Below are 17325 nucleotides of genomic sequence, written 5' to 3'. Positions count from 1 at the left end.
CCCGCCAGGAAGGGTCTCGGCCTGACGGGGTCCGCGGAGCGGCACCACGCCGCTCGCCGCGAGTCGTCAGGCGTCAGGCGTCAGGCGTCAGGCGTCAGGCGTCAGGCGTCAGGCGTCAGGCGTCAGGCGATCAGGTCCACGCGGAGTTCTCTGAGTCCGCGAATGTTGACCTTTGCGTGCCAGACCACGTCCTCGCCGGCCTGTCTGATGTCGCGGTGCCGGCGCAGCAGCTCGGTGAAGACCAGTCGGGCCTCGGCCTTCGCCAGGAGCGCGCCGATGCAGTAGTGCGGGCCGCCCCCGAAGGACAGCGGGCGGATGTCGGCACGCCGCAGGTCGAGGCGGTCGGGATCGGCGTAGCGCCGCGGGTCGCGGTTGGCGGCGCCGAGAAGGACCATCACCTTGGCGCCGGCCGGGATCGTGGTGCCCCCGACCTCGATGTCACCGGTGGTGATGCGGGCCACCAGCTGGACGGGGGCGTCGTACCGCAGCAGTTCGTCGACGGCGTTGTCGACGAGGCCGGGCTCCTCGCGCAGGGCGAGCAGCTGGTCGGGGTGGCGGAGCAGGGCGAGCATGCCGTTGCCGATGAGGTTGACGGTCGTCTCGTGACCGCCCATGAAAAACATCATGACGTTGGCGATGATCTCGTCGTCGGAGAGCTTTCCGCCGTCGAAGTCCGCCAGCAGCAGGCGGGAGATGATGTCGTCCTGCGGGTCCGAGCGCCGTCGCGCCAGATGCTCGGCGATGTACTCGCCGAACTCCTCCGCCGCGTCGTTCATGGCCCGGCGGGTGGTGTCGTCGATGGCGGGGTCGATGACGTGGCTCAGCGCGTCGGTCCACTTCCGGCACAGGTCACGATCCTCGACCGGCAGGCCGCCCAGGCCGCAGAAGACCGTCACGGGCACGAGGGCCGCGAGGGACCCGATGAGGTCGATGTCCCGGCCGTCGCCCATCTCGTCCATGATCCGGTGGACGATGCCGGTCATACGGGGAGCCGTCTCACGGATGGCCCGGGCGGTGAACACCGGGTTGGCCAGACCACGCAGCCGACGGTGCGCCTCCCCGTCCCGCATCAACATCCAGCTCCGGGTGGCCTGCACGATCGGGCTGCCCTGCCCGCCCCGGTGTGCGGCCCATTTCGGGTCTTGCGGGTATTCACTGGATAACTCGGGCTTTCGCAGGATTGCGGCGACCTCGTCATATCCGGAGACCACCCAGTGCCCGAACGGCGTCCGATGGACCGGTTCGGCGTCCCGGAGGCGTTTGTAGAGCGGATACGGGTCGGTGCGCAATCGCGGATCGCGCGCATTGAATAGAGGTTCGTTGCCGGGTGGTTCCATACCAGTCTCCCCCATGAAATCGGCAGGCAGGACCGCCGGCCCGCCGAAGCGGCCGAGATCCCGGTGGTCGAATACTAGGCACATGGGGGCTGGGGGTGACAAGGCCCGCCCTGCCTGGACACTGCCCTCGACTCCGTATTACGTTCGAGTCGTTGGCAGAGACACCGATCAGAGCAGCAGGGAGATGAGCGGTGCGGCGCACTGTTTTCCAGGACGAGCACGAAGCCTTCCGTACTCAGGTGCGCGAGTTAATCGAGGCGGAGGTCATACCCGTCTATTCGGAATGGGAAACCGCCGGCCGGGTGCCACGTGATTTCTATCGCAAGCTGGGCAAAATCGGCATTTTCGGGTTCGGTGTCCCGGAGGAGTTCGGCGGAACCGGTCCCAAGGGCTTCAAGTTCAACGCCGTCATCGCCGAGGAGTGCGCGAGGGCCGGCGTCACCTTCGGCGGAGCCAGCGCGCACCTGGCCCTCCCGGCCACCCTGGTGGACTACACCACCGACGAGCAGAAGCGGCGCTGGCTGCCGGGGTTCGTCACGGGCGAGCTGATGACGGCCATCGCGATCACGGAGCCGGAGGCCGGCTCCGACGTGGCCGGCATCCGGACGGTGGCCGAGCTGTCCGAGGATGGCACGCACTACGTACTCAACGGCAGCAAAGCCTATGTGTCCGGGGGCGCCCAGGCCGATCTGGTGCTCGTCGCCTGCCGCACCGCGGCCGCGGGGACGGACCGGCGCGGCGGCATGTCGCTGCTGGCCGTGGACACCCGAGCCCCGGGCCTGGTGGTCGACTCGGAGCCGGCCACCCTCGGCCTGCGCTCCTCCGACATCGTCGGGATGACTTTCACGGACGTGCGCGTCCCCATCGGCGACGTGGTGGGCGAGCCGGGCGACGCCTTCGTCTGTCTGGCCGACATCTTCCCGCAGGAGCGGCTGGGCATCGCCGTCGGCGCGTACGCCCACGCCGCCGCAGCGGTCCGGCTCGCCACCGCCTTCGTCCGCGAGCGCACCGCCTTCGGCAAGCCCCTCGCAGCCTTCCAGAACACCAAGTTCGTGCTCGCCGACTGCAAGGTCACGGTGAACGCGCTGCAGGCGGTCGTCGACCAGGCCCTGGAGGCGTTCGACGCCGGGGAACTGACCGCCGAGGAGGCGGCCGCGACCAAGCTGTACTGCACGGAGGCGGCGACCGGCGTGCTCGACAAGTGCCTGCAGCTGCACGGCGGTCTCGGCTTCACGATGGACCACCCGATCACCCGGCTGTACGCCGACAACAGAGCCAGCCGGATCTTCGGCGGCACCAGCGAGATCATGCGCACCATCGTCGCCAAGTCCATGGGGCTCTGACACCGCCCGTGGACAGCCGTCAGGGCCCGCTCGCGCTCCTGGTCCTCGAACTGGTCCTCCAGCTCCGAACGCCACAGCTCGCGCGTCGCCCAGGCCGTGCGGGCGCGCAGGTCGACGCCGTTAGCCGCCTGCGTGCTTCCCGGGCGCCCTTTACCGCGGGTACAGGCCCTCCACCTGGTCGGCGAAGTCACGCAGGATCGTCTCGCGGCGCAGCTTCATCGAGGGCGTGAGGTGACCGGCGTGCTCCGAGAAGTCGGTCGTCAGGATGGCGAAGCGGCGGATCGACTCGGGGCGGGAGACCAGCTTGTTGGCGTCGTCGACCGCGCGCTGGAGCACGGCGTTCAGATCCTCGTCGTCGACGAGCAGCTCCGCGGGGACCGGGTGCTTGCCGTGCATCTGACGCCAGTGGGTGAGTCCGTCGGAGTCGAGGGTGAGCAGGGCGGTGACGTAGGGGCGGCCGTCGCCGAGGACCATGGCCTGGGAGATCAGCGGGTGCGAGCGCAGCCAGTTCTCCAGGGGCGCGGGGGCGACGCTCTTGCCGCCGGCCGTGATGATCATCTCCTTCTTGCGGCCGGTGATCGTCAGATAGCCCTCGTCGTCCAGCTCGCCGAGGTCGCCGGTGGCCAGCCAGCCGTCGGGGGCCGCGGGGACGACCCCGCCGGCCGACGGGTCCCAGTAGCCGCGCAGGACGTGGTCACCGGCGACGAGGATCTCGCCGTCCGCCGCGATGCGGATCCTGGTGCCGGGCAGGGGCCAGCCCACCGTGCCCAGACGGGGTTTCATCGGCGGCGTCACCGTGGTCGCGGCCGTCGTCTCGGTGAGGCCGTAGCCCTCGTAGATCTCGATGCCCGCGCCGAGGTAGAACGAGGAGAGGCGGCGGCCCAGCGGGGAGCCGCCGCAGATGGCGTGGCGCACCCGACCGCCCATCGCACTGCGGATGCGGCGGTAGACGAGCGGGTCGTAGAGGGTGCGGGCCGCCCGCAGCGTGGCCGCCGGGCCGGACCCGGTCCCGGTCTTGTGCGCCTCGACCGCCTCGCCGTAGCGGCGGGCCACGCCGACCGCGCGGTCGAAGGACGCCACCCGGCCGCTCGCCTCCGCCTTGGCTCGCGCCGTGTTGAAGACCTTCTCCAGCATGTACGGAATGGCGAGCAGGCAGGTCGGTCTGAAGGCCGCCAGATCCGGCAGGAGGTCGTCGGACTTGATGCTCGGGGCGTGGCCGAGCCGGACGCGGGCCCGGATGCAGGCGATCGCGACCATCCGGCCGAAGACGTGGGACATGGGGAGGAAGAGCAGGACGGAGAGCTCGTCGTCCTTCGACTTGAAGACCGGGTAGAGGAGTTCGATCGCGTTGTCGACCTCGGCGAAGAAGTTGCCGTGGGTGAGCGCGCAGCCCTTGGGGCGGCCGGTGGTGCCGGAGGTGTAGACGAGGGTGGCGAGCGTGTCGGGGACCAGCATGCCCCGGCGGATCTCGACCTCGGCGTCCGGGACGCGCTCGCCCGCCTCGATCAGCCGGTCCACATGCCCCTTGTCCATGACCCACAGGTGGTGCAGGTCGGGCAGCCGGTCGAGTTCGGGGCCCAGGGCGGCCGCCTGGCCGGCCGTCTCGGTGACCAGCGCGACCGCGCCCGAGTCATGGAGGATCCAGCGGGTCTGGAAGGTCGAGGACGTCGGGTAGATGGGGACCGTGACCAGTCCGGCCGCCCAGGCCGCGAAGTCGAGCAGCGTCCACTCGTAGGTGGTGCGGGCCATGATGGCGAGCCGGTCGCCGGGGACCAACCCCTCCGCTATCAGCCCCTTGGCCACCGCGTGGACCTGGGCGGCGAAGCGTTCCGCCGTGACGTCCGTCCAGTCGCCGTCCGGCCCCTTGCGGCTGAGGACCACCGTGTCGGGGGCGGCGGCCGCGTTGTCGTAGGGCAGGTCGGCGAGCGAGCCGTAGGTCACCGGGCGGGCCAGGGCCGGGACGGACGCCTCCCGCACCGCGCCGTCCAGTCGGCGTGTCTCGGGTTCCACGAGGGCGGGGGGAGCGTCGTGGTCGGCGTAGGCCGAGCCGGCGGCTGAGGACGGGGTGGACACGGGCGGCTCCCTGGGCGTGCAGCGACGAAACTGCTTGCTGCATGACGTACGTGCTTGGCGCACCGACGCGTTCAACCGGGATGCCCGTTAAGACGAGGGTTACCGCCGGTTAGGTAGGGGATCGTACGGCTCCCAGGTGTGGGGCGTGTGCGTGTTCCGGGATGTTCCGGGGGCGGGGCTGTGCAACCTCGGGGGTTGTCCGAGGGACGCTCACGTTCGTTCCAGGATCGCGGTGACGCCCTGTCCGCCCGCCGCGCAGATGGAGATCAGCCCGCGCGCCGGGCCGCCCCGTTCGGCGAGGAGTTTGGCGAGCGTCGCCGTGATGCGGGCTCCGGTGGCCGCGAAGGGATGACCGGTGGCGAGGGAGGAGCCGGTCACGTTCAGCTTGTCCCGGTCGACCGGGGCCAGACCCTGCTTCTCCCAGGCCGCGAGGGTGGCCAGCACCTGGGAGGCGAACGCCTCGTGCACCTCGACCAGGTCGAAGTCCTCGATGCCCAGGCCGGCCCGCTCCAGCATGCGCGGGACCGCGTACGCGGGGGCCATCAGCAGGCCGTCCTCGCCCCCGGCCGCGTCGCCGCGCACGAAGTCCACGGCGGCCGTCTCGTAGGCGGTCAGGTACGCGAGCGGCTCCAGGCCGCGCGCTTCGGCCCAGTCCTCGGAGGCGAGCAGGACGACGGCCGAACCGTCCGTCAGCGGGGTGGAGTTGCCCGCCGTCATGGTCGGCTCGGGCCCGTCGGTCCCGAACACCGGCTTCAGGCGGGCCAGTTGCTCGACGGTGGAACCGGGGCGCAGGTTCTGGTCGCGGGCCAGGTCGCGGAACGGGACCACCAGGTCGCTGAAGAAGCCCCGCTCGTACGCGGCGGCGAGGCGCTGGTGGCTGGTAGCGGCCAGCTCGTCCTGGGCCTCGCGTCCGATGCCCCAGGCGCGGGCGGTGACCGCCGCGTGCTCGCCCATGGACAGACCGGTGCGCGGTTCGGCGTTGCGCGGGATCTCGGGAACCAGATGGGAGGGGCGGATCCGCGCGAGCGCCTTGAGGCGGTCTCCGGTCGACTTCGCTCGGCGGGCCTCCAGGAGGATGCGGCGCAGCCGGTCGTTGACGCCGAGGGGGGCGTCGCTCGCGGTGTCCGCGCCGCCCGCGATCGCGGACTCGGTCTGCCCGAGGGCGATCTTGTTGGCGGCGGCGATCACGGCCTGCAGGCCGGTGCCGCAGGCCTGCTGGACGTCGTAGGCGGGGGTGCGGGGGTCGAGCTTCGAGCCGAGGACGGTCTCGCGGGCCAGGTTGAAGTCCCGGCTGTGCTTGAGCACGGCCCCGGCGACGAACTCGCCCACGACGCCGGGCACGTCGAGCGCGTACCGGTTCACGAGCCCGTTCACGGCCGCCGTCAGCATGTCCTGGTTGGAGGCGGTGGCGTAGGGGCCGTCGGAGCGGGCGAAGGGGATGCGGGAGCCGCCGACGATCGCCACGCGACGGGCGCGCGGAGGCTCCAGGGGGCTCTTGCGGGCCCCTTTCAGATAGGTCACCTTCGACGGCTCCGAGGTACTCATCTCGACCTGCTCCTCACTCTTGACCTAGACTTACCCCCGGTAACCTTACTCCGGAGTAAGTAAATTATCCTGTGCGTCAAGCCCGTGGGAGACGAGACGAACATGGCCGACCGCTATCTGAGCTTCACCGCCACCGCCCCCGGCCGGTTCCTCACCCGGCGGCTCGGCCTTCCGCAACCGGCGGCGCTCAGGCGCTGGTCACCCGAACACCCTTGTCTCCCCGGCGACTTGCTTCACCTTACGGCCGGCGAGAGCGCGCTCGGCGACCTCGCGCCGGTCCTCGCCCGCACCGGGCTCCCCCTGGCCGACCCCGCCGCCGGCCCTGCCACGGGCCGTGCCGCGAGCCCCGGCAACGCCGCCGTCGCGGCCGTCGTCCTCGACGCCACCGGCGTCCACGACGTCGACACGCTCGCCGAGGTCCACGCGGCCCTGCACCCGGTCGTGCGGTCGGTCGCGGCGAGCGGACGGATCGTGGTGCTCGGCTCGCCCCTGGATTCGCCCCCGCACGCCGGGTCCGGCCATCACCGGGCGGCCGTGCAGCAGGCCCTGGAGGGGTTCGTGCGCTCCCTCGGCAAGGAGATCGGACGCGGCACGACCGTGAACCTGCTCAGGCTGACCGACGCGGCCGCCGCCGAGTCCACCCTGCGCTTCCTGCTGTCCCCCAAGTCCGCGTACGTCAGCGGTCAGGTGATCGCGGCGACGGCCGACGGTTCCGAGGCCCCCGCCGACCGGTCGCTCCCGCTGGCCGGCCGCACCGCGCTCGTCACCGGCGGCGCGCGCGGCATCGGCGAGGCGGTCGCCCGGACGCTGGCACGCGACGGGGCCCGCGTCGTCGTGCTGGACGTTCCGCAGGCCCAGGACGACGCCCGGCGGCTGGCCGGGCAACTGGACGGAACGGCGCTCGCCCTCGACATCACCGCCGCCGACGCGGGCGAGCGGATCGCCGCCGAACTCCCCGACGGGCTCGACGTGCTGGTCCACAACGCCGGGATCACCCGGGACAGACGGCTGGTCAACATGCCCGCCGAGCGCTGGAGTTCGGTGCTGGACGTCAACCTGGGGAGTGTGCTGCGCACGACGGACGCGCTGCTCGCCAAGGGGACCCTGCGCCGGGGCGGGCGCATCGTGGCGACGGCCTCCATCGCCGGCCTCGCCGGCAACGCCGGACAGACGAACTACGGCGCGAGCAAGGCGGGGATCGCCGGCCTGGTCCGCTCCCTCGCGCCGCGCGCGCTCGCCGAGCACGGGGTCACGGTCAACGCGGTGGCCCCCGGCTTCATCGAGACGAGGATGACGGCCGCGGTGCCGCTGTTCATCCGTGAGGCGGGCCGCCGGATGAACTCCCTCGCGCAGGGCGGACTGCCCGTCGACGTCGCCGAGACGACCGCGTGGCTCGCGCACCCCGCGTCCGGCGCGGTGAACGGGCAGGTCGTGCGGGTGTGCGGCCAGAGCCTGCTGGGGGCGTAATGACCGGCGACGTGATCACGCTGTCCGGCCCCCCGGCCCTCGGTCCGCGACTCGCCCTCGGTGCGCTGCGCTCCCCGTTCAAGCGGCCCCGGCCCGGCGCGGTGTTCTCCGGCGCCGGTGACCGTCTCGTCCTGCCCGGACTGCGCGTGGACCTGGCCCGGCTCGCCGCCTACGAGCGGGTCTGCGCCTTCCCGACCGGCGAGGACGCGCTGCCGCTCACCTATCCCCATGTCCTGGGCTTCCCGCTGGCCATGCGGATCATGAGCGGCCGGGACTTCCCGCTCCCGCTGCTCGGCCTCGTCCACACGTCGATCGAGATCACCCGCCGCGCGGCGCTCCCCGCCACCGGGGCCTACGACCTCACCGTGTACGTGGACCGGCTGGAGCCACACCGCAAGGGAACGGAGGCGGTCGTCGTGACGGATCTGCGGGCGACTCCGTCACATGGCACGAGTGAGGGGCCGGACACCGCGGACGAGCCCGTGTGGACCTCGACGAGCACCTACCTGGCCCGCCACCGCACCGGGACCGGGCCCACCGCGGACCGGCCCGCACCCCCGCCCACCCGGACCACACCGGCCACCGACCGGGCCGCGCCCGCGCCCGGACATCCGGCACCCACCACCGGACAGGCAGCCTCCGCCACAGGACAGGTCGCGCCGCCTCCCGGCCTTCCGACACCGGCCACGGACCGAGCTGCGTCCGCGCCCGTACGTCCGGCCCCCGTCACCGGACAGGCAGTCCCGGCCTCCGGGCGCGCCGAGCCCGGTCTGCTGCCCGTGCTCGACGAGTGGCGGCTCGCCGTCGACGTCGGGCGGCGCTACGGCGCGGCGTCGGGCGACCGCAACCCGATCCACCTGCACGCACTCACCGCCCGCCTCTTCGGCTTCCCCCGGGCGATCGCCCACGGCATGTGGACCGTGGCCCGCTGCCTGGCCGCCCACGGTGCGCCTCCGGCGGTGCGGGTCCGCGCGGAGTTCCGGGCCCCGGTACTGCTGCCGGGCACGGTCGCCTTCGCGGCGGACGGCAGCCGCTTCGAACTGCGCGGAACGGGAGAGGCGGGACGGGTCCATGTGAGCGGGCGAGTGGACCGCCTCGGCGACTCCGCCGAGGGGTCGCGCCCCGACTAGGACTCCCCCGCTCGGCCCCTCGCCGGAGTCCTGGGCGGTTCCTGGGTGGTTAATGGGCGGTCCCGGTCAGTCCCCCGGTGGGGTCCAGGGGCGGCCGTCCATCAGGTTTCCGAGGCCCGACCAGGCGAAGTTCATCAGGGTCGCGGCCGCCTGGCGGGAGGTGACGCCCGCGGTGGCGTTGGTCCAGGCCGCGAGGGATTCGGCGGCGCCCACCAGGGCCTCGGCCAGTCCGGCGACCTCGCGTTCGGGGAGGTCGGGATCGCGGTGGGCCTCCCGGGCCGCGACCACGATGAGCTGCGTGACGAACGCGACGATCTCCTCGCGCATCGCCGCGACCTCGGCGGCGAAGGGCTCGCCGTGGGTGCGGGCCTGGAGGTGGAGGACGGACCAGGCGTGCGGGTGCTGCGCGGTGTGCGCGAAGAACGCCCGCAGCCCTTCCCAGAGTTGGCGGTCGGCGGGCAGATCGGTGCGGACGCCGGCCCGGACGGCCTCGACGAGCGCCTTGGCCTCACGCCGGATGCAGGCGGTGAAGAGGTCTTCCTTGGAGTTCAGGTAGAGGTACACCAACGGCTTGGACACGCCCGCGAGTTCGGCGATCTCGTCCATCGAAGCGGCCATGTACCCCCGGCGACCGAAGGTCTCCACGGCGGCGTCCAGCATCTGCTGCTCACGGACCGCGCGCGGCATCCGTTTGGTCTTCACGGCACCCATGCGCACAGCGTAGCCAGGGCTGGGCGCACCCGGTCCCGTGCGACGGGACGGGCCTGCCCCGGGAGGGTGCCGGGCAGGCCCCGTTACGAGGTCTGCGTCTGGCCCTGGGGGCGGGCGGACTCGTCGGCCGTGGCGTCTTCCTGGGACCGGTTGGCCTCCAGGTTCGCCTTCATGCGGTCGACCCGCTGCACGACGTGCACCGAGGCGCGGTCGCGTTCCTTGCGCAGCACCACGAAACTGATCGGGGCGGAGATCACCAGCGAGAGCAGCAGGACCCACATGATGTTGGAGTCGCCGAGGCCGCGCGGGACGACGCCCGAGTAGACGAGACCCCAGACGACCACGAAGCAGCCGGCGAAGACACCGAGGCGCATCAGTGTGTAGCGGAGCATGTCAATCCACTCTTCCGATTCCAAAAGGGGCCGTCATCCAGTGAAGCACGCCCGGCCGCCGATCCCGCAGCCGCCCCCGCGGCCGCCCCGCCGGCGTCAGCGCAGCGGAAGCAGCATGATGACGTCGTCGCGGTCGTCGCCCGGGGCGACCCGGATGGCGTCCGGGATCCGGCCGACCTCCTTGTAGCCGCAGGAGCCGTAGAAGTTCTCCAGGCCCAGTCCGCCGCGGCAGGAGAGGCGGATCGCCTCGATGCCGTCGAAGCCGCGGGCCGCGTCGGCGGCGGCCGCCAGCAGGTCGCGGCCGTATCCCCGGCCCTGGTGCCGGGGGTGCACCATCACCGTGTAGAGCCAGACCCAGTGCTTCTGCAGCCGGTGCGCGTTGAAGGAGAAGAACGCCGTCGCGGCCACCTCGCCGGCCGCGTCCCGCCCGACGAGCAGCCGGTGGCGGCCCTCTGCCATCGCCGCGAGGTGCCTGAGGAGCTCGGGCCGGACCGTCTCGCGGTCCACCGGGCCCACGAAGCCGACGGCTCCGCCCGCGTTGGAGACGTCCGTCCACAGGTCGAGGACGCCGTCGCGCAGGGCCGGGTCGACAGCGGGATCGAGAGTGAAGGTAATGGACACACCGGCATCGTAGCCCTTACGGCCTTACGAGACCCGCCGTCTTCACACCCGCATGGGCTGCGGCGACTCCCGGCGGGCCGGGTCCGGGCCGTCGTACTCGCGGATGATCTCGTAGCGCGTGTTGCGCTCCACCGGCCGGAACCCGGCGTCGCGGATCAGGTCCAGCAGGTCCTCGCGGGTGAGCTTGTTCGGCGTGCCGTAGTTGTCGGCGTCGTGCGTGATCTTGTACTCGACGACCGAGCCGTCCATGTCGTCCGCGCCGTGCTGGAGCGCCAGCTGCGCGGTCTGGACGCCGTGCATCACCCAGAACACCTTCACGTGCGGGACGTTGTCGAAGAGCAGTCGCGAGACGGCGAAGGTCTTGAGGGCCTCCGCGCCGGTCGCCATCTGGGTGCGCGCCTGGAGCCGGTTGCGGACCTTGCCGTCCTTCATGTCCACGAAGTCGTGCTGGTAGCGCAGCGGGATGAAGACCTGGAAGCCGTTCGTCTCGTCCTGCAACTCGCGCAGCCGCAGCACGTGGTCGACGCGGTGGCGGGGCTCCTCGATGTGGCCGTACAGCATGGTGGCCGGGGTCTTGAGCCCCTTCTCGTGCGCCAGGCGGTGGATCCGCGACCAGTCCTCCCAGTGGGTGCGGTGGTCCACGATGTGCTGGCGGACCTCCCAGTCGAAGATCTCCGCGCCGCCGCCGGTGAGCGACTCCAGGCCCGCGTCGATCAGCTCGTCCAGGATCTCCGACGCCGTGAGCCCGCTGATCGTCTCGAAGTGGTGGATCTCCGTCGCCGTGAACGCCTTGAGCGAGACGTTCGGCAGGGCCGCCTTCAGCTCGCGCAGCGAGCGCGGGTAGTAGCGCCACGGCAGATTGGGGTGCAGCCCGTTGACGATGTGCAGCTCGGTGAGGTTCTCGCCCTCCATCGCCTTGGCGAGCTTCACCGCCTCCTCGATGCGCATCGTGTACGCGTCCTTCTCGCCCGGCTTGCGCTGGAAGGAGCAGTACGCGCACGAAGCGGTGCACACGTTCGTCATGTTGAGGTGACGGTTGACGTTGAAGTGCACGACGTCGCCGTTCTTGCGCATGCGCACCTCGTGCGCCAGACCGCCCAGCCACGCCAGGTCGTCCGACTCGTACAGCGCGACGCCGTCCTCACGGGTCAGCCGCTCACCGGCCCTGACCTTCTCCTCCAGCTCGCGCTTGAGCCCGACGTCCATGCCCACACCTTTCACCGACGACCCACTGAACTACCGACCTACCGACGCATACCCGGAACGTGCCCGACGACCGCCGACGGCTTCCCGTCGGCCCGCCGCCGGCTTCCGTGCCGACCCGACCCACCGTACGTCCCCGCCGCTACACCTCTTCCGGCAGCTCCCCGACGCGGTTCTCCCACTTGGTGGAGAGCACGATGGTGGTACGGGTCCTGGAGACCCCCTTGGTCCCGCTGAGCCGACGGATGATCTTCTCCAGGCCGTCGACGTCCGTGGCCCGCACCTTGAGCATGAACGAGTCGTCGCCGGCGATGAACCAGCAGTCCTCGATCTCGCTCAGGTCCTTCAGCCGGGCCGCCACGTCCTCGTGGTCGGCGGCGTCGGAGAGGGAGATGCCGATGAGGGCGATGACGCCGAGGCCGAGCTGGGCGGCGTTCACCGTGGCGCGGTAGCCGGTGATGACGCCGGCCGCCTCCAGCCGGTTGATGCGGTCGGTGACGCTGGGTCCCGACAGACCGACGAGGCGTCCCAGCTCCGCGTAAGAGGCCCGGCCGTTCTCCCTGAGGGCCTGGATGAGCTGCCTGTCCACCGCGTCCATGCGATCGAAGCCTTCCGGTCAGAGTTCCTGAAGTGATGAGGTACTGCGACGTGGTCAGACGGCGATCAGGTCGCCCGGGTTCCGGACGCGCCGCCCAGCTCGCCGTCCCACCGGCGGTAGAGCCCGTGCGCGACCCCCGCCGCGTCGAGAACGCGCCCGGCGACGAAGTCGACCAGGTCCTGGATGTGGGTGGCTCCCGCGTAGAAGGCGGGGGAGGCGGGCACGACGCTCGCGCCGGCCTCGTCCAGCGCGACCAGATGACGCAGGGTCTGGCCGCTCAGCGGGGTCTCGCGGACGGTCACGACCAGCGGACGCCGTTCCTTGAGCGTGACGCTCGCGGCCCGCTGGAGCAGGTCCTTCGACAGCCCGAGGGCGACCCCGGCGACACAGGCGGTCGAGGCGGGCACGATCAGCATGCCCCGCACGGGATACGACCCCGAGGAGGGGCCGGCGGCGAGGTCCCCTGCGCCCCAATACCGCACCCGGTCGCCGCTGACGTCGACGTCGAACGCGCCCGGTTTCCCGTCGGCCCCGCGCCCCAGCCATTCCCGCAGGTCGTCCCGCCAGTGCGCGTCGCGGAAGGAGATGCCCGTCTCGTCGAGCAGCGTGAGCCGGGAGGCCCGGCTGACCACCAGGTCGACGCTCTCGCCCCCGGCGAGCAGCGCCCGCAGCACGGCGGCGGCATAGGGCGTACCGGACGCCCCGGACACCCCCACGATCCAAGGCACGCGCTGCGTTTCTCCTGCGTTCACACCTTGAGCGTACCGGTGAGCACGGGGGTCTTCAGGACCGGACTACACCGTGAGACCCCGCACCAGCAGGTCGACGAGCGCGCAGGCGAACAGGCTGATGCCGATGAACCCGTTCGTCGAGAAGAACGCCCTGTTCAGGCGGGACAGGTCGTGCGGGCGCACGATGGAGTGCTCGTACACGAACGCGCCCGCGACGATGAGCAGCCCCAGCCAGAAGAACGCGCCGGCGCCGGTGGCCAGCGCGTACCAGACGAGCAGCGCGGTCGTCACGGCGTGGCAGACGCGCGCGCCCCGGATGGCCGCCGGGATGCCGAAGCGGGCCGGGACGGACAGGACGCCGGTCTCGCGGTCGGTCTCGACGTCCTGGCAGGCGTAGATCAGGTCGAAGCCGCCGATCCAGATGCCCACCGCGAGTCCCAGGATCACCGCGTCCCAGGACCACTCGCCGGTGATCGCCAGCCAGCCGCCGATCGGGCCCATCGCCTGGGCCAGGCCCAGGATGGCCTGCGGGAAGTTCGTGAACCGCTTGCCGTAGGGGTAGACCACCATCGGGATCACCGCGACGGGGGCCAGGGCCAGGCAGAGCGGGTTGAGCAGCGCCGCCGAGCCGAGGAACACGGCGACGGCGATCAGCGCGCCGGTCCAGGCGTGCTTCACCGACATCGCGCCCGTCACCAGCTCGCGCTGCGCGGTGCGCGGGTTGCGGGCGTCGATCTCGCGGTCGATGATCCGGTTGACCGCCATGGCGAAAGTGCGCAGGCCCACCATGCAGACGGTGACCAGCAGCAGTCTGCCCCAGTGGACGTTCCCGTCCAGCTCGAACATCGCCGTGAGGGCGGCGATGTAGGCGAAGGGCAGCGCGAACACCGAGTGCTCGATCATCACCAGACGCAGGAAGGCCTTGGTGCGCCCCGGTTGCTGCGGGAGCGCTGCGGAAGCGGAGCTCACAGTCCGTACTCCTTCCAGCGGCGGTCGACCTTCGCCGCCGTCTCCGGGTCGGGCAGGACCATCTCCGGCCAGCCGCCGTCCCGCGTGTACCCCTCCTCGGGCCACTTCCGCGTCGCGTCGATGCCCGCCTTGCCGCCCCAGAACTGCTGGTAGGAGGCGTGGTCCAGGTGGTCGACGGGGCCTTCGACGATCGACAGGTCGCGGGCGTAGTCGGTGTTGCCGAGCGCCCGCCAGGCGACCTCGTGCAGGTCGTGGACGTCGCAGTCGGAGTCGACGACCACGATCAGCTTGGTCAGCGACATCATGTGCGCCCCCCAGACCGCGTGCATGACCTTCTGCGCGTGCTTGGGGTACTTCTTGTCGATCGAGACGATCGCACAGTTGTGGAAGCCGCCGGCCTCGGGCAGGTGGTAGTCCACGATGTCCGGGACGATGATCTTCAGCAGCGGCAGGAAGAACCGCTCCGTGGCCCGCCCCAGGGGTCCGTCCTCCGTCGGCGGGCGCCCGACCACGATCGACTGGAGCAGTGGCCGCTTCCGCATCGTCACGCAGTCGATCGTCAGGGCGGGGAAGGGCTCCTGCGGGGTGTAGAAGCCGGTGTGGTCGCCGAAGGGGCCCTCCGGGAGCATCTCGCCCGGCTCCAGCCAGCCCTCGATCACGACCTCCGCCTGCGCCGGCACCTGCAACGGCACCGTCTTGCAGTCGACCATCTCGATCCGCTTGCCGGCGAGGAACCCGGCGAACAGGTACTCGTCGATGTCGCCGGGCAGCGGGGCGGTGGAGGCGTAGGTGACGGCGGGCGGGCAGCCGAAGGCGATCGCCACGGGCAGTTTCTCGCCCTTGCGCGCGGCCACCTGGTAGTGGTTGCGGCTGTCCTTGTGGATCTGCCAGTGCATGCCGATCGTGCGCTTGTCGTGGCGCTGGAGGCGGTAGAGGCCGAGGTTGCGGATGCCGCTCTCGGGGTCCTTGGTGTGGGTGAGGCCCAGGTTGAAGAAGGAGCCGCCGTCCTGCGGCCAGGTGAAGAGGGCGGGCAGGGCGTCGAGGTCGACGTCGTCGCCGTGCAGGACGACCTCCTGGACGGGGGCGTCCTGGGCCTTCACCTTCTTCGGCGGGACGTGCGTCATCGCGCCGAGCTTGCCGAACGCCTCGCGCACGCCCACGAAGCCCTGCGGCAGCTCCGGCCGCAGCAGCCCGCCGATCTTGTCGCTGATCTCGGCGTACGACTTGAGCCCGAGGGCCTTCAGGAGCCGCCGGTCGGTGCCGAAGACGTTCATCGCGAGGGGCATGCTGGAGCCCTTCACGTTCTCGAAGAGCAGCGCGGGGCCCCCGGACTTCTGGACCCGGTCGACGATCTCCCCGACCTCCAGATACGGATCGACCTCGGCCTTGACGCGCTTGAGGTCGCCTTCGCGTTCCAGTGCCCTGAGCAGGGAACGAAGATCGTCGTAAGCCATGTGTCCCAGTATCGCCGAGGGCTCGCTCTCCCCCGACGCCCGCCCCTGTCTTTCTGCCGGGGGTCCGGGGGTCGTCCCCCGGAACGGCACAGCGGCCACCCGCTACCCTGACCCCGTCACCGGGGCCCGCCCCCGCCCCCTCGCCGCGTTCTGGGAGAACCCGCCGCCATGCTCAGGTATCTGCCGTTCCTGCTGGTCCTGGCGCTGTGGATCTACGCCTTCATCGACTGCCTGAACACTCCCGAGGAGGAGGTGCGCGGGCTTCCGAAGGTGGTCTGGGTCATCGTCATCCTGCTCTTCGGCGAGGTGCTCGTCGGCCCGGTCGCCTGGCTGGTGGCCGGCCGGGCCCGCCACGCGCTCGCGGGCGGCGGCACGGCGGCCGAGTCGCCCCGCGCCCGGCGCGCCGAGTGGGTGGCCCCGGACGACAACCCCGAGTTCCTGAAGTCCCTGGAGAACGAGACGGCCAGGAACGAGGAGAAGCTCCTCAAGGACTGGGAGGCCGACCTGCGCCGCCGCGAGGACGAGCTGAAGCGCCGCGAGGCCGGCGAGGACCCTACGGAAGGCTGACGGCGTCCACGAACGCGGCCCAGGCGCTCCGCGCGACCACGATCACCGGGCCGTCCGCCACCTTGCTGTCACGGACGGGGACGACGGAAACGAACCCGGGGGCGACTTCGATGCAGTTGCCGCCGTTCTCGCCGCTGTAGCTGCTCTTGATCCAGGTCGTCGCACTGAGCGTCCCGCCGCTCATGCCGACAGGCCCGCCACGAACGCGGCCCAGGCGCTCCGCGCGACGACGATCACTGGACCGTCGACCACCTTGCTGTCACGGACGGGGACGACGGCGGGGAAATCGGGGCTGACTTCGATGCAGTCGCCGCCGTTGGCGCCGCTGTAGCTGCTCTTGATCCAGGTGACCGCGCTCGGTTCGGACTGGCTCATGATGCTCGTACCCTTCCATCACGTCGCTGATCAGAGCGACGGATTCGGGGGCTGACAGTGCGTCGGCCCTGAGCACATCATAGGTATGGCTGTGAGCCAGGAAGGCCGCTGGATCGTCGCTGAAGTGACCTCGGTCCAGTGACTCGGAGTAGACCCACTCGTGTCCGTCGGGAAGCCTGATCAACGACAGCGAGGTGTCGGGCCGGTCGATCTCCGGGCGACTCAACGGGACCACCTGGATGCGGATGTTGGCGAGCGCTCCCACTCTCAGGAGATGCGCGCACTGTTCACGCATGACCTCACGCCCTCCCACGACGTGGCGCAGGCAGGTCTCGTCCAGCACCGCGAAGTAGTACGGTCCGCCCTCGGCGTAGAAGCGCTGCTGGCGGCTGAGCCTGGCCCGGACACGGTCCTCCACGTCGTCGCCTTGCGGAAGACGCCGTGCGAACAATGCCGCCGCGTAGTCAGGGGTTTGCAGCAGGCCCGGCATGACGTGCGTCTGATACGCCCGCAGGGAGACCGCCTCCGCGTCCATCCTTGCCCTGCGCTCGAACCAGTCCGGATGCTCCACCTGCGGATACCAGTCCACCCGCCCCCACAACCGCCCCAACGCCCCGCCCGTGCCCAGCACTTCGTCGCACTTCTTCGCGAACGGCTCCTGCGGGACCCGTGTCCCCGCCTCCACCCGCGCCACCAACGACCGATCGCACGGGATCGCCTTCGCCAGCGCGTCCTGCGTGAGCAGGGCCCCCTCCCGGAAGTGGCGCAGCAGCTCGCCGAACAGGGCGGCGTTGGTCGTCATGGTCGTC

At 71.1% G+C, this 17325-nt stretch carries 18 protein-coding genes; 4 read left to right on the top strand and 14 right to left on the bottom strand.

Features of this window, described 5'->3' with window-relative positions; all coding sequences use genetic code 11:
- Positions 1 to 122 precede the first annotated feature (122 nt).
- Positions 123 to 1289 carry a cytochrome P450 gene (locus Sri02f_RS36740; protein WP_159106849.1) on the bottom strand — a complete coding sequence of 389 codons (1167 nt, stop codon included), beginning with the start codon at positions 1287 to 1289 and terminating at the stop codon, positions 123 to 125.
- Between the two features lie 239 nt (positions 1290 to 1528).
- Between Sri02f_RS36740 and Sri02f_RS36735 the strand changes: the two genes are divergently transcribed.
- Positions 1529 to 2680, top strand: a complete 1152-nt coding sequence (locus Sri02f_RS36735) for an acyl-CoA dehydrogenase family protein (RefSeq protein ID WP_109005643.1) — start codon at positions 1529 to 1531, stop codon at positions 2678 to 2680.
- A gap of 150 nt (positions 2681 to 2830) precedes the next feature.
- On the opposite strand, the gene Sri02f_RS36730 is transcribed toward Sri02f_RS36735, so the two are convergent.
- Together Sri02f_RS36730 and Sri02f_RS36725 are read right to left on the bottom strand one after the other, a co-directional pair.
- A complete protein-coding gene (locus tag Sri02f_RS36730) occupies positions 2831 to 4753 on the bottom strand; it encodes an AMP-dependent synthetase/ligase (protein ID WP_109005642.1) in 1923 nt (640 codons plus the stop codon).
- Positions 4754 to 4963: 210 nt separating this feature from the next.
- Entirely contained in the window at positions 4964 to 6298 is a 1335-nt protein-coding gene (locus Sri02f_RS36725) for an acetyl-CoA C-acetyltransferase (RefSeq protein WP_245970956.1), read from the bottom strand.
- Between the two features lie 102 nt (positions 6299 to 6400).
- On the opposite strand from Sri02f_RS36725, the gene Sri02f_RS36720 reads away from it, so the two are divergent.
- Together Sri02f_RS36720 and Sri02f_RS36715 are read left to right on the top strand one after the other, a co-directional pair.
- Positions 6401 to 7765 carry a 3-oxoacyl-ACP reductase gene (locus tag Sri02f_RS36720; protein WP_109005641.1) on the top strand — a complete coding sequence of 455 codons (1365 nt, stop codon included), beginning with the start codon at positions 6401 to 6403 and terminating at the stop codon, positions 7763 to 7765.
- Positions 7765 to 8895 carry a MaoC family dehydratase gene (locus Sri02f_RS36715; protein WP_109005640.1) on the top strand — a complete coding sequence of 377 codons (1131 nt, stop codon included), beginning with the start codon at positions 7765 to 7767 and terminating at the stop codon, positions 8893 to 8895. Before Sri02f_RS36720 ends, Sri02f_RS36715 begins: the two co-directional genes overlap by 1 nt.
- Before the next feature lie 66 nt (positions 8896 to 8961).
- On the opposite strand, the gene Sri02f_RS36710 is transcribed toward Sri02f_RS36715, so the two are convergent.
- The 8 genes from Sri02f_RS36710 to Sri02f_RS36675 form a co-directional block, all read right to left on the bottom strand.
- Entirely contained in the window at positions 8962 to 9606 is a 645-nt protein-coding gene (locus Sri02f_RS36710; protein ID WP_109005639.1) for a TetR/AcrR family transcriptional regulator, read from the bottom strand.
- A gap of 83 nt (positions 9607 to 9689) precedes the next feature.
- Complete coding sequence (locus Sri02f_RS36705; RefSeq protein WP_109005638.1) at positions 9690 to 9998, bottom strand: DUF4229 domain-containing protein; 309 nt, start codon at positions 9996 to 9998, stop codon at positions 9690 to 9692.
- A gap of 96 nt (positions 9999 to 10094) precedes the next feature.
- Positions 10095 to 10619 (bottom strand): GNAT family N-acetyltransferase, encoded by a 525-nt coding sequence (locus Sri02f_RS36700; RefSeq protein WP_109005637.1) that lies wholly within the window; start codon positions 10617 to 10619, stop codon positions 10095 to 10097.
- A 42-nt stretch (positions 10620 to 10661) separates the two neighbouring features.
- Entirely contained in the window at positions 10662 to 11825 is a 1164-nt protein-coding gene (gene mqnE / locus Sri02f_RS36695) for an aminofutalosine synthase MqnE (protein ID WP_109005636.1), read from the bottom strand.
- A gap of 139 nt (positions 11826 to 11964) precedes the next feature.
- The gene (locus tag Sri02f_RS36690) at positions 11965 to 12420 is read right to left on the bottom strand and encodes an Lrp/AsnC family transcriptional regulator (RefSeq protein ID WP_057583651.1); all 456 of its coding nucleotides are present in this window, start codon (positions 12418 to 12420) and stop codon (positions 11965 to 11967) included.
- A gap of 65 nt (positions 12421 to 12485) precedes the next feature.
- Positions 12486 to 13148: a UbiX family flavin prenyltransferase gene (locus tag Sri02f_RS36685; protein ID WP_109005635.1), complete on the bottom strand. Its 663-nt coding sequence runs from the start codon at positions 13146 to 13148 to the stop codon at positions 12486 to 12488.
- Between the two features lie 66 nt (positions 13149 to 13214).
- The gene (gene mqnP / locus Sri02f_RS36680; RefSeq protein WP_109005634.1) at positions 13215 to 14120 is read right to left on the bottom strand and encodes a menaquinone biosynthesis prenyltransferase MqnP; all 906 of its coding nucleotides are present in this window, start codon (positions 14118 to 14120) and stop codon (positions 13215 to 13217) included.
- Positions 14117 to 15574, bottom strand: a complete 1458-nt coding sequence (locus tag Sri02f_RS36675; protein WP_109005633.1) for a menaquinone biosynthesis decarboxylase — start codon at positions 15572 to 15574, stop codon at positions 14117 to 14119. Before Sri02f_RS36675 ends, mqnP begins: the two co-directional genes overlap by 4 nt.
- Before the next feature lie 168 nt (positions 15575 to 15742).
- Here Sri02f_RS36675 and Sri02f_RS36670 point away from each other — a divergent pair, with 168 nt between their 5' ends.
- A complete protein-coding gene (locus Sri02f_RS36670) occupies positions 15743 to 16141 on the top strand; it encodes a PLD nuclease N-terminal domain-containing protein (protein ID WP_109005632.1) in 399 nt (132 codons plus the stop codon).
- On the opposite strand, the gene Sri02f_RS36665 is transcribed toward Sri02f_RS36670, so the two are convergent.
- Genes Sri02f_RS36665 through Sri02f_RS42125 form a run of 3 tightly spaced genes read right to left on the bottom strand, consistent with a single transcriptional unit; the run spans position 16128 to position 17318 of the window.
- Positions 16128 to 16325: a DUF397 domain-containing protein gene (locus Sri02f_RS36665; protein WP_109005631.1), complete on the bottom strand. Its 198-nt coding sequence runs from the start codon at positions 16323 to 16325 to the stop codon at positions 16128 to 16130. The two genes, Sri02f_RS36670 and Sri02f_RS36665, sit on opposite strands and share 14 nt — an antisense overlap.
- A complete protein-coding gene (locus Sri02f_RS43325; RefSeq protein ID WP_245970959.1) occupies positions 16322 to 16444 on the bottom strand; it encodes a DUF397 domain-containing protein in 123 nt (40 codons plus the stop codon). Before Sri02f_RS43325 ends, Sri02f_RS36665 begins: the two co-directional genes overlap by 4 nt.
- The gene (locus Sri02f_RS42125; RefSeq protein ID WP_159106848.1) at positions 16401 to 17318 is read right to left on the bottom strand and encodes a helix-turn-helix domain-containing protein; all 918 of its coding nucleotides are present in this window, start codon (positions 17316 to 17318) and stop codon (positions 16401 to 16403) included. Before Sri02f_RS42125 ends, Sri02f_RS43325 begins: the two co-directional genes overlap by 44 nt.
- Positions 17319 to 17325: the final 7 nt, after the last annotated feature.

Origin of the sequence: Streptomyces rishiriensis (genome assembly GCF_003112535.1) — a bacterium.
GTDB lineage: Bacteria > Actinomycetota > Actinomycetes > Streptomycetales > Streptomycetaceae > Streptomyces > Streptomyces rishiriensis.
Note: the sequence above shows the minus strand (reverse complement) of the source record. Positions and strands in the feature narration are given on the sequence as shown.

What these genes read in the sequence shown, in the direction of transcription:
- Sri02f_RS36725 (WP_245970956.1), bottom strand. Translation starts at nt 6,298, where the DNA reads ATGAGTACCTCGGAGCCGTCGAAGGTGACCTATCTGAAAGGGGCCCGC.
- Sri02f_RS36720 (WP_109005641.1), top strand. Translation starts at nt 6,401, where the DNA reads ATGGCCGACCGCTATCTGAGCTTCACCGCCACCGCCCCCGGCCGGTTC.
- Sri02f_RS36715 (WP_109005640.1), top strand. Translation starts at nt 7,765, where the DNA reads ATGACCGGCGACGTGATCACGCTGTCCGGCCCCCCGGCCCTCGGTCCG.
- Sri02f_RS36710 (WP_109005639.1), bottom strand. Translation starts at nt 9,606, where the DNA reads ATGGGTGCCGTGAAGACCAAACGGATGCCGCGCGCGGTCCGTGAGCAG.
- Sri02f_RS36705 (WP_109005638.1), bottom strand. Translation starts at nt 9,998, where the DNA reads ATGCTCCGCTACACACTGATGCGCCTCGGTGTCTTCGCCGGCTGCTTC.
- mqnE (WP_109005636.1), bottom strand. Translation starts at nt 11,825, where the DNA reads ATGGACGTCGGGCTCAAGCGCGAGCTGGAGGAGAAGGTCAGGGCCGGT.
- Sri02f_RS36690 (WP_057583651.1), bottom strand. Translation starts at nt 12,420, where the DNA reads ATGGACGCGGTGGACAGGCAGCTCATCCAGGCCCTCAGGGAGAACGGC.
- Sri02f_RS36675 (WP_109005633.1), bottom strand. Translation starts at nt 15,574, where the DNA reads ATGGCTTACGACGATCTTCGTTCCCTGCTCAGGGCACTGGAACGCGAA.
- Sri02f_RS36670 (WP_109005632.1), top strand. Translation starts at nt 15,743, where the DNA reads ATGCTCAGGTATCTGCCGTTCCTGCTGGTCCTGGCGCTGTGGATCTAC.
- Sri02f_RS36665 (WP_109005631.1), bottom strand. Translation starts at nt 16,325, where the DNA reads ATGAGCGGCGGGACGCTCAGTGCGACGACCTGGATCAAGAGCAGCTAC.
- Sri02f_RS42125 (WP_159106848.1), bottom strand. Translation starts at nt 17,318, where the DNA reads ATGACGACCAACGCCGCCCTGTTCGGCGAGCTGCTGCGCCACTTCCGG.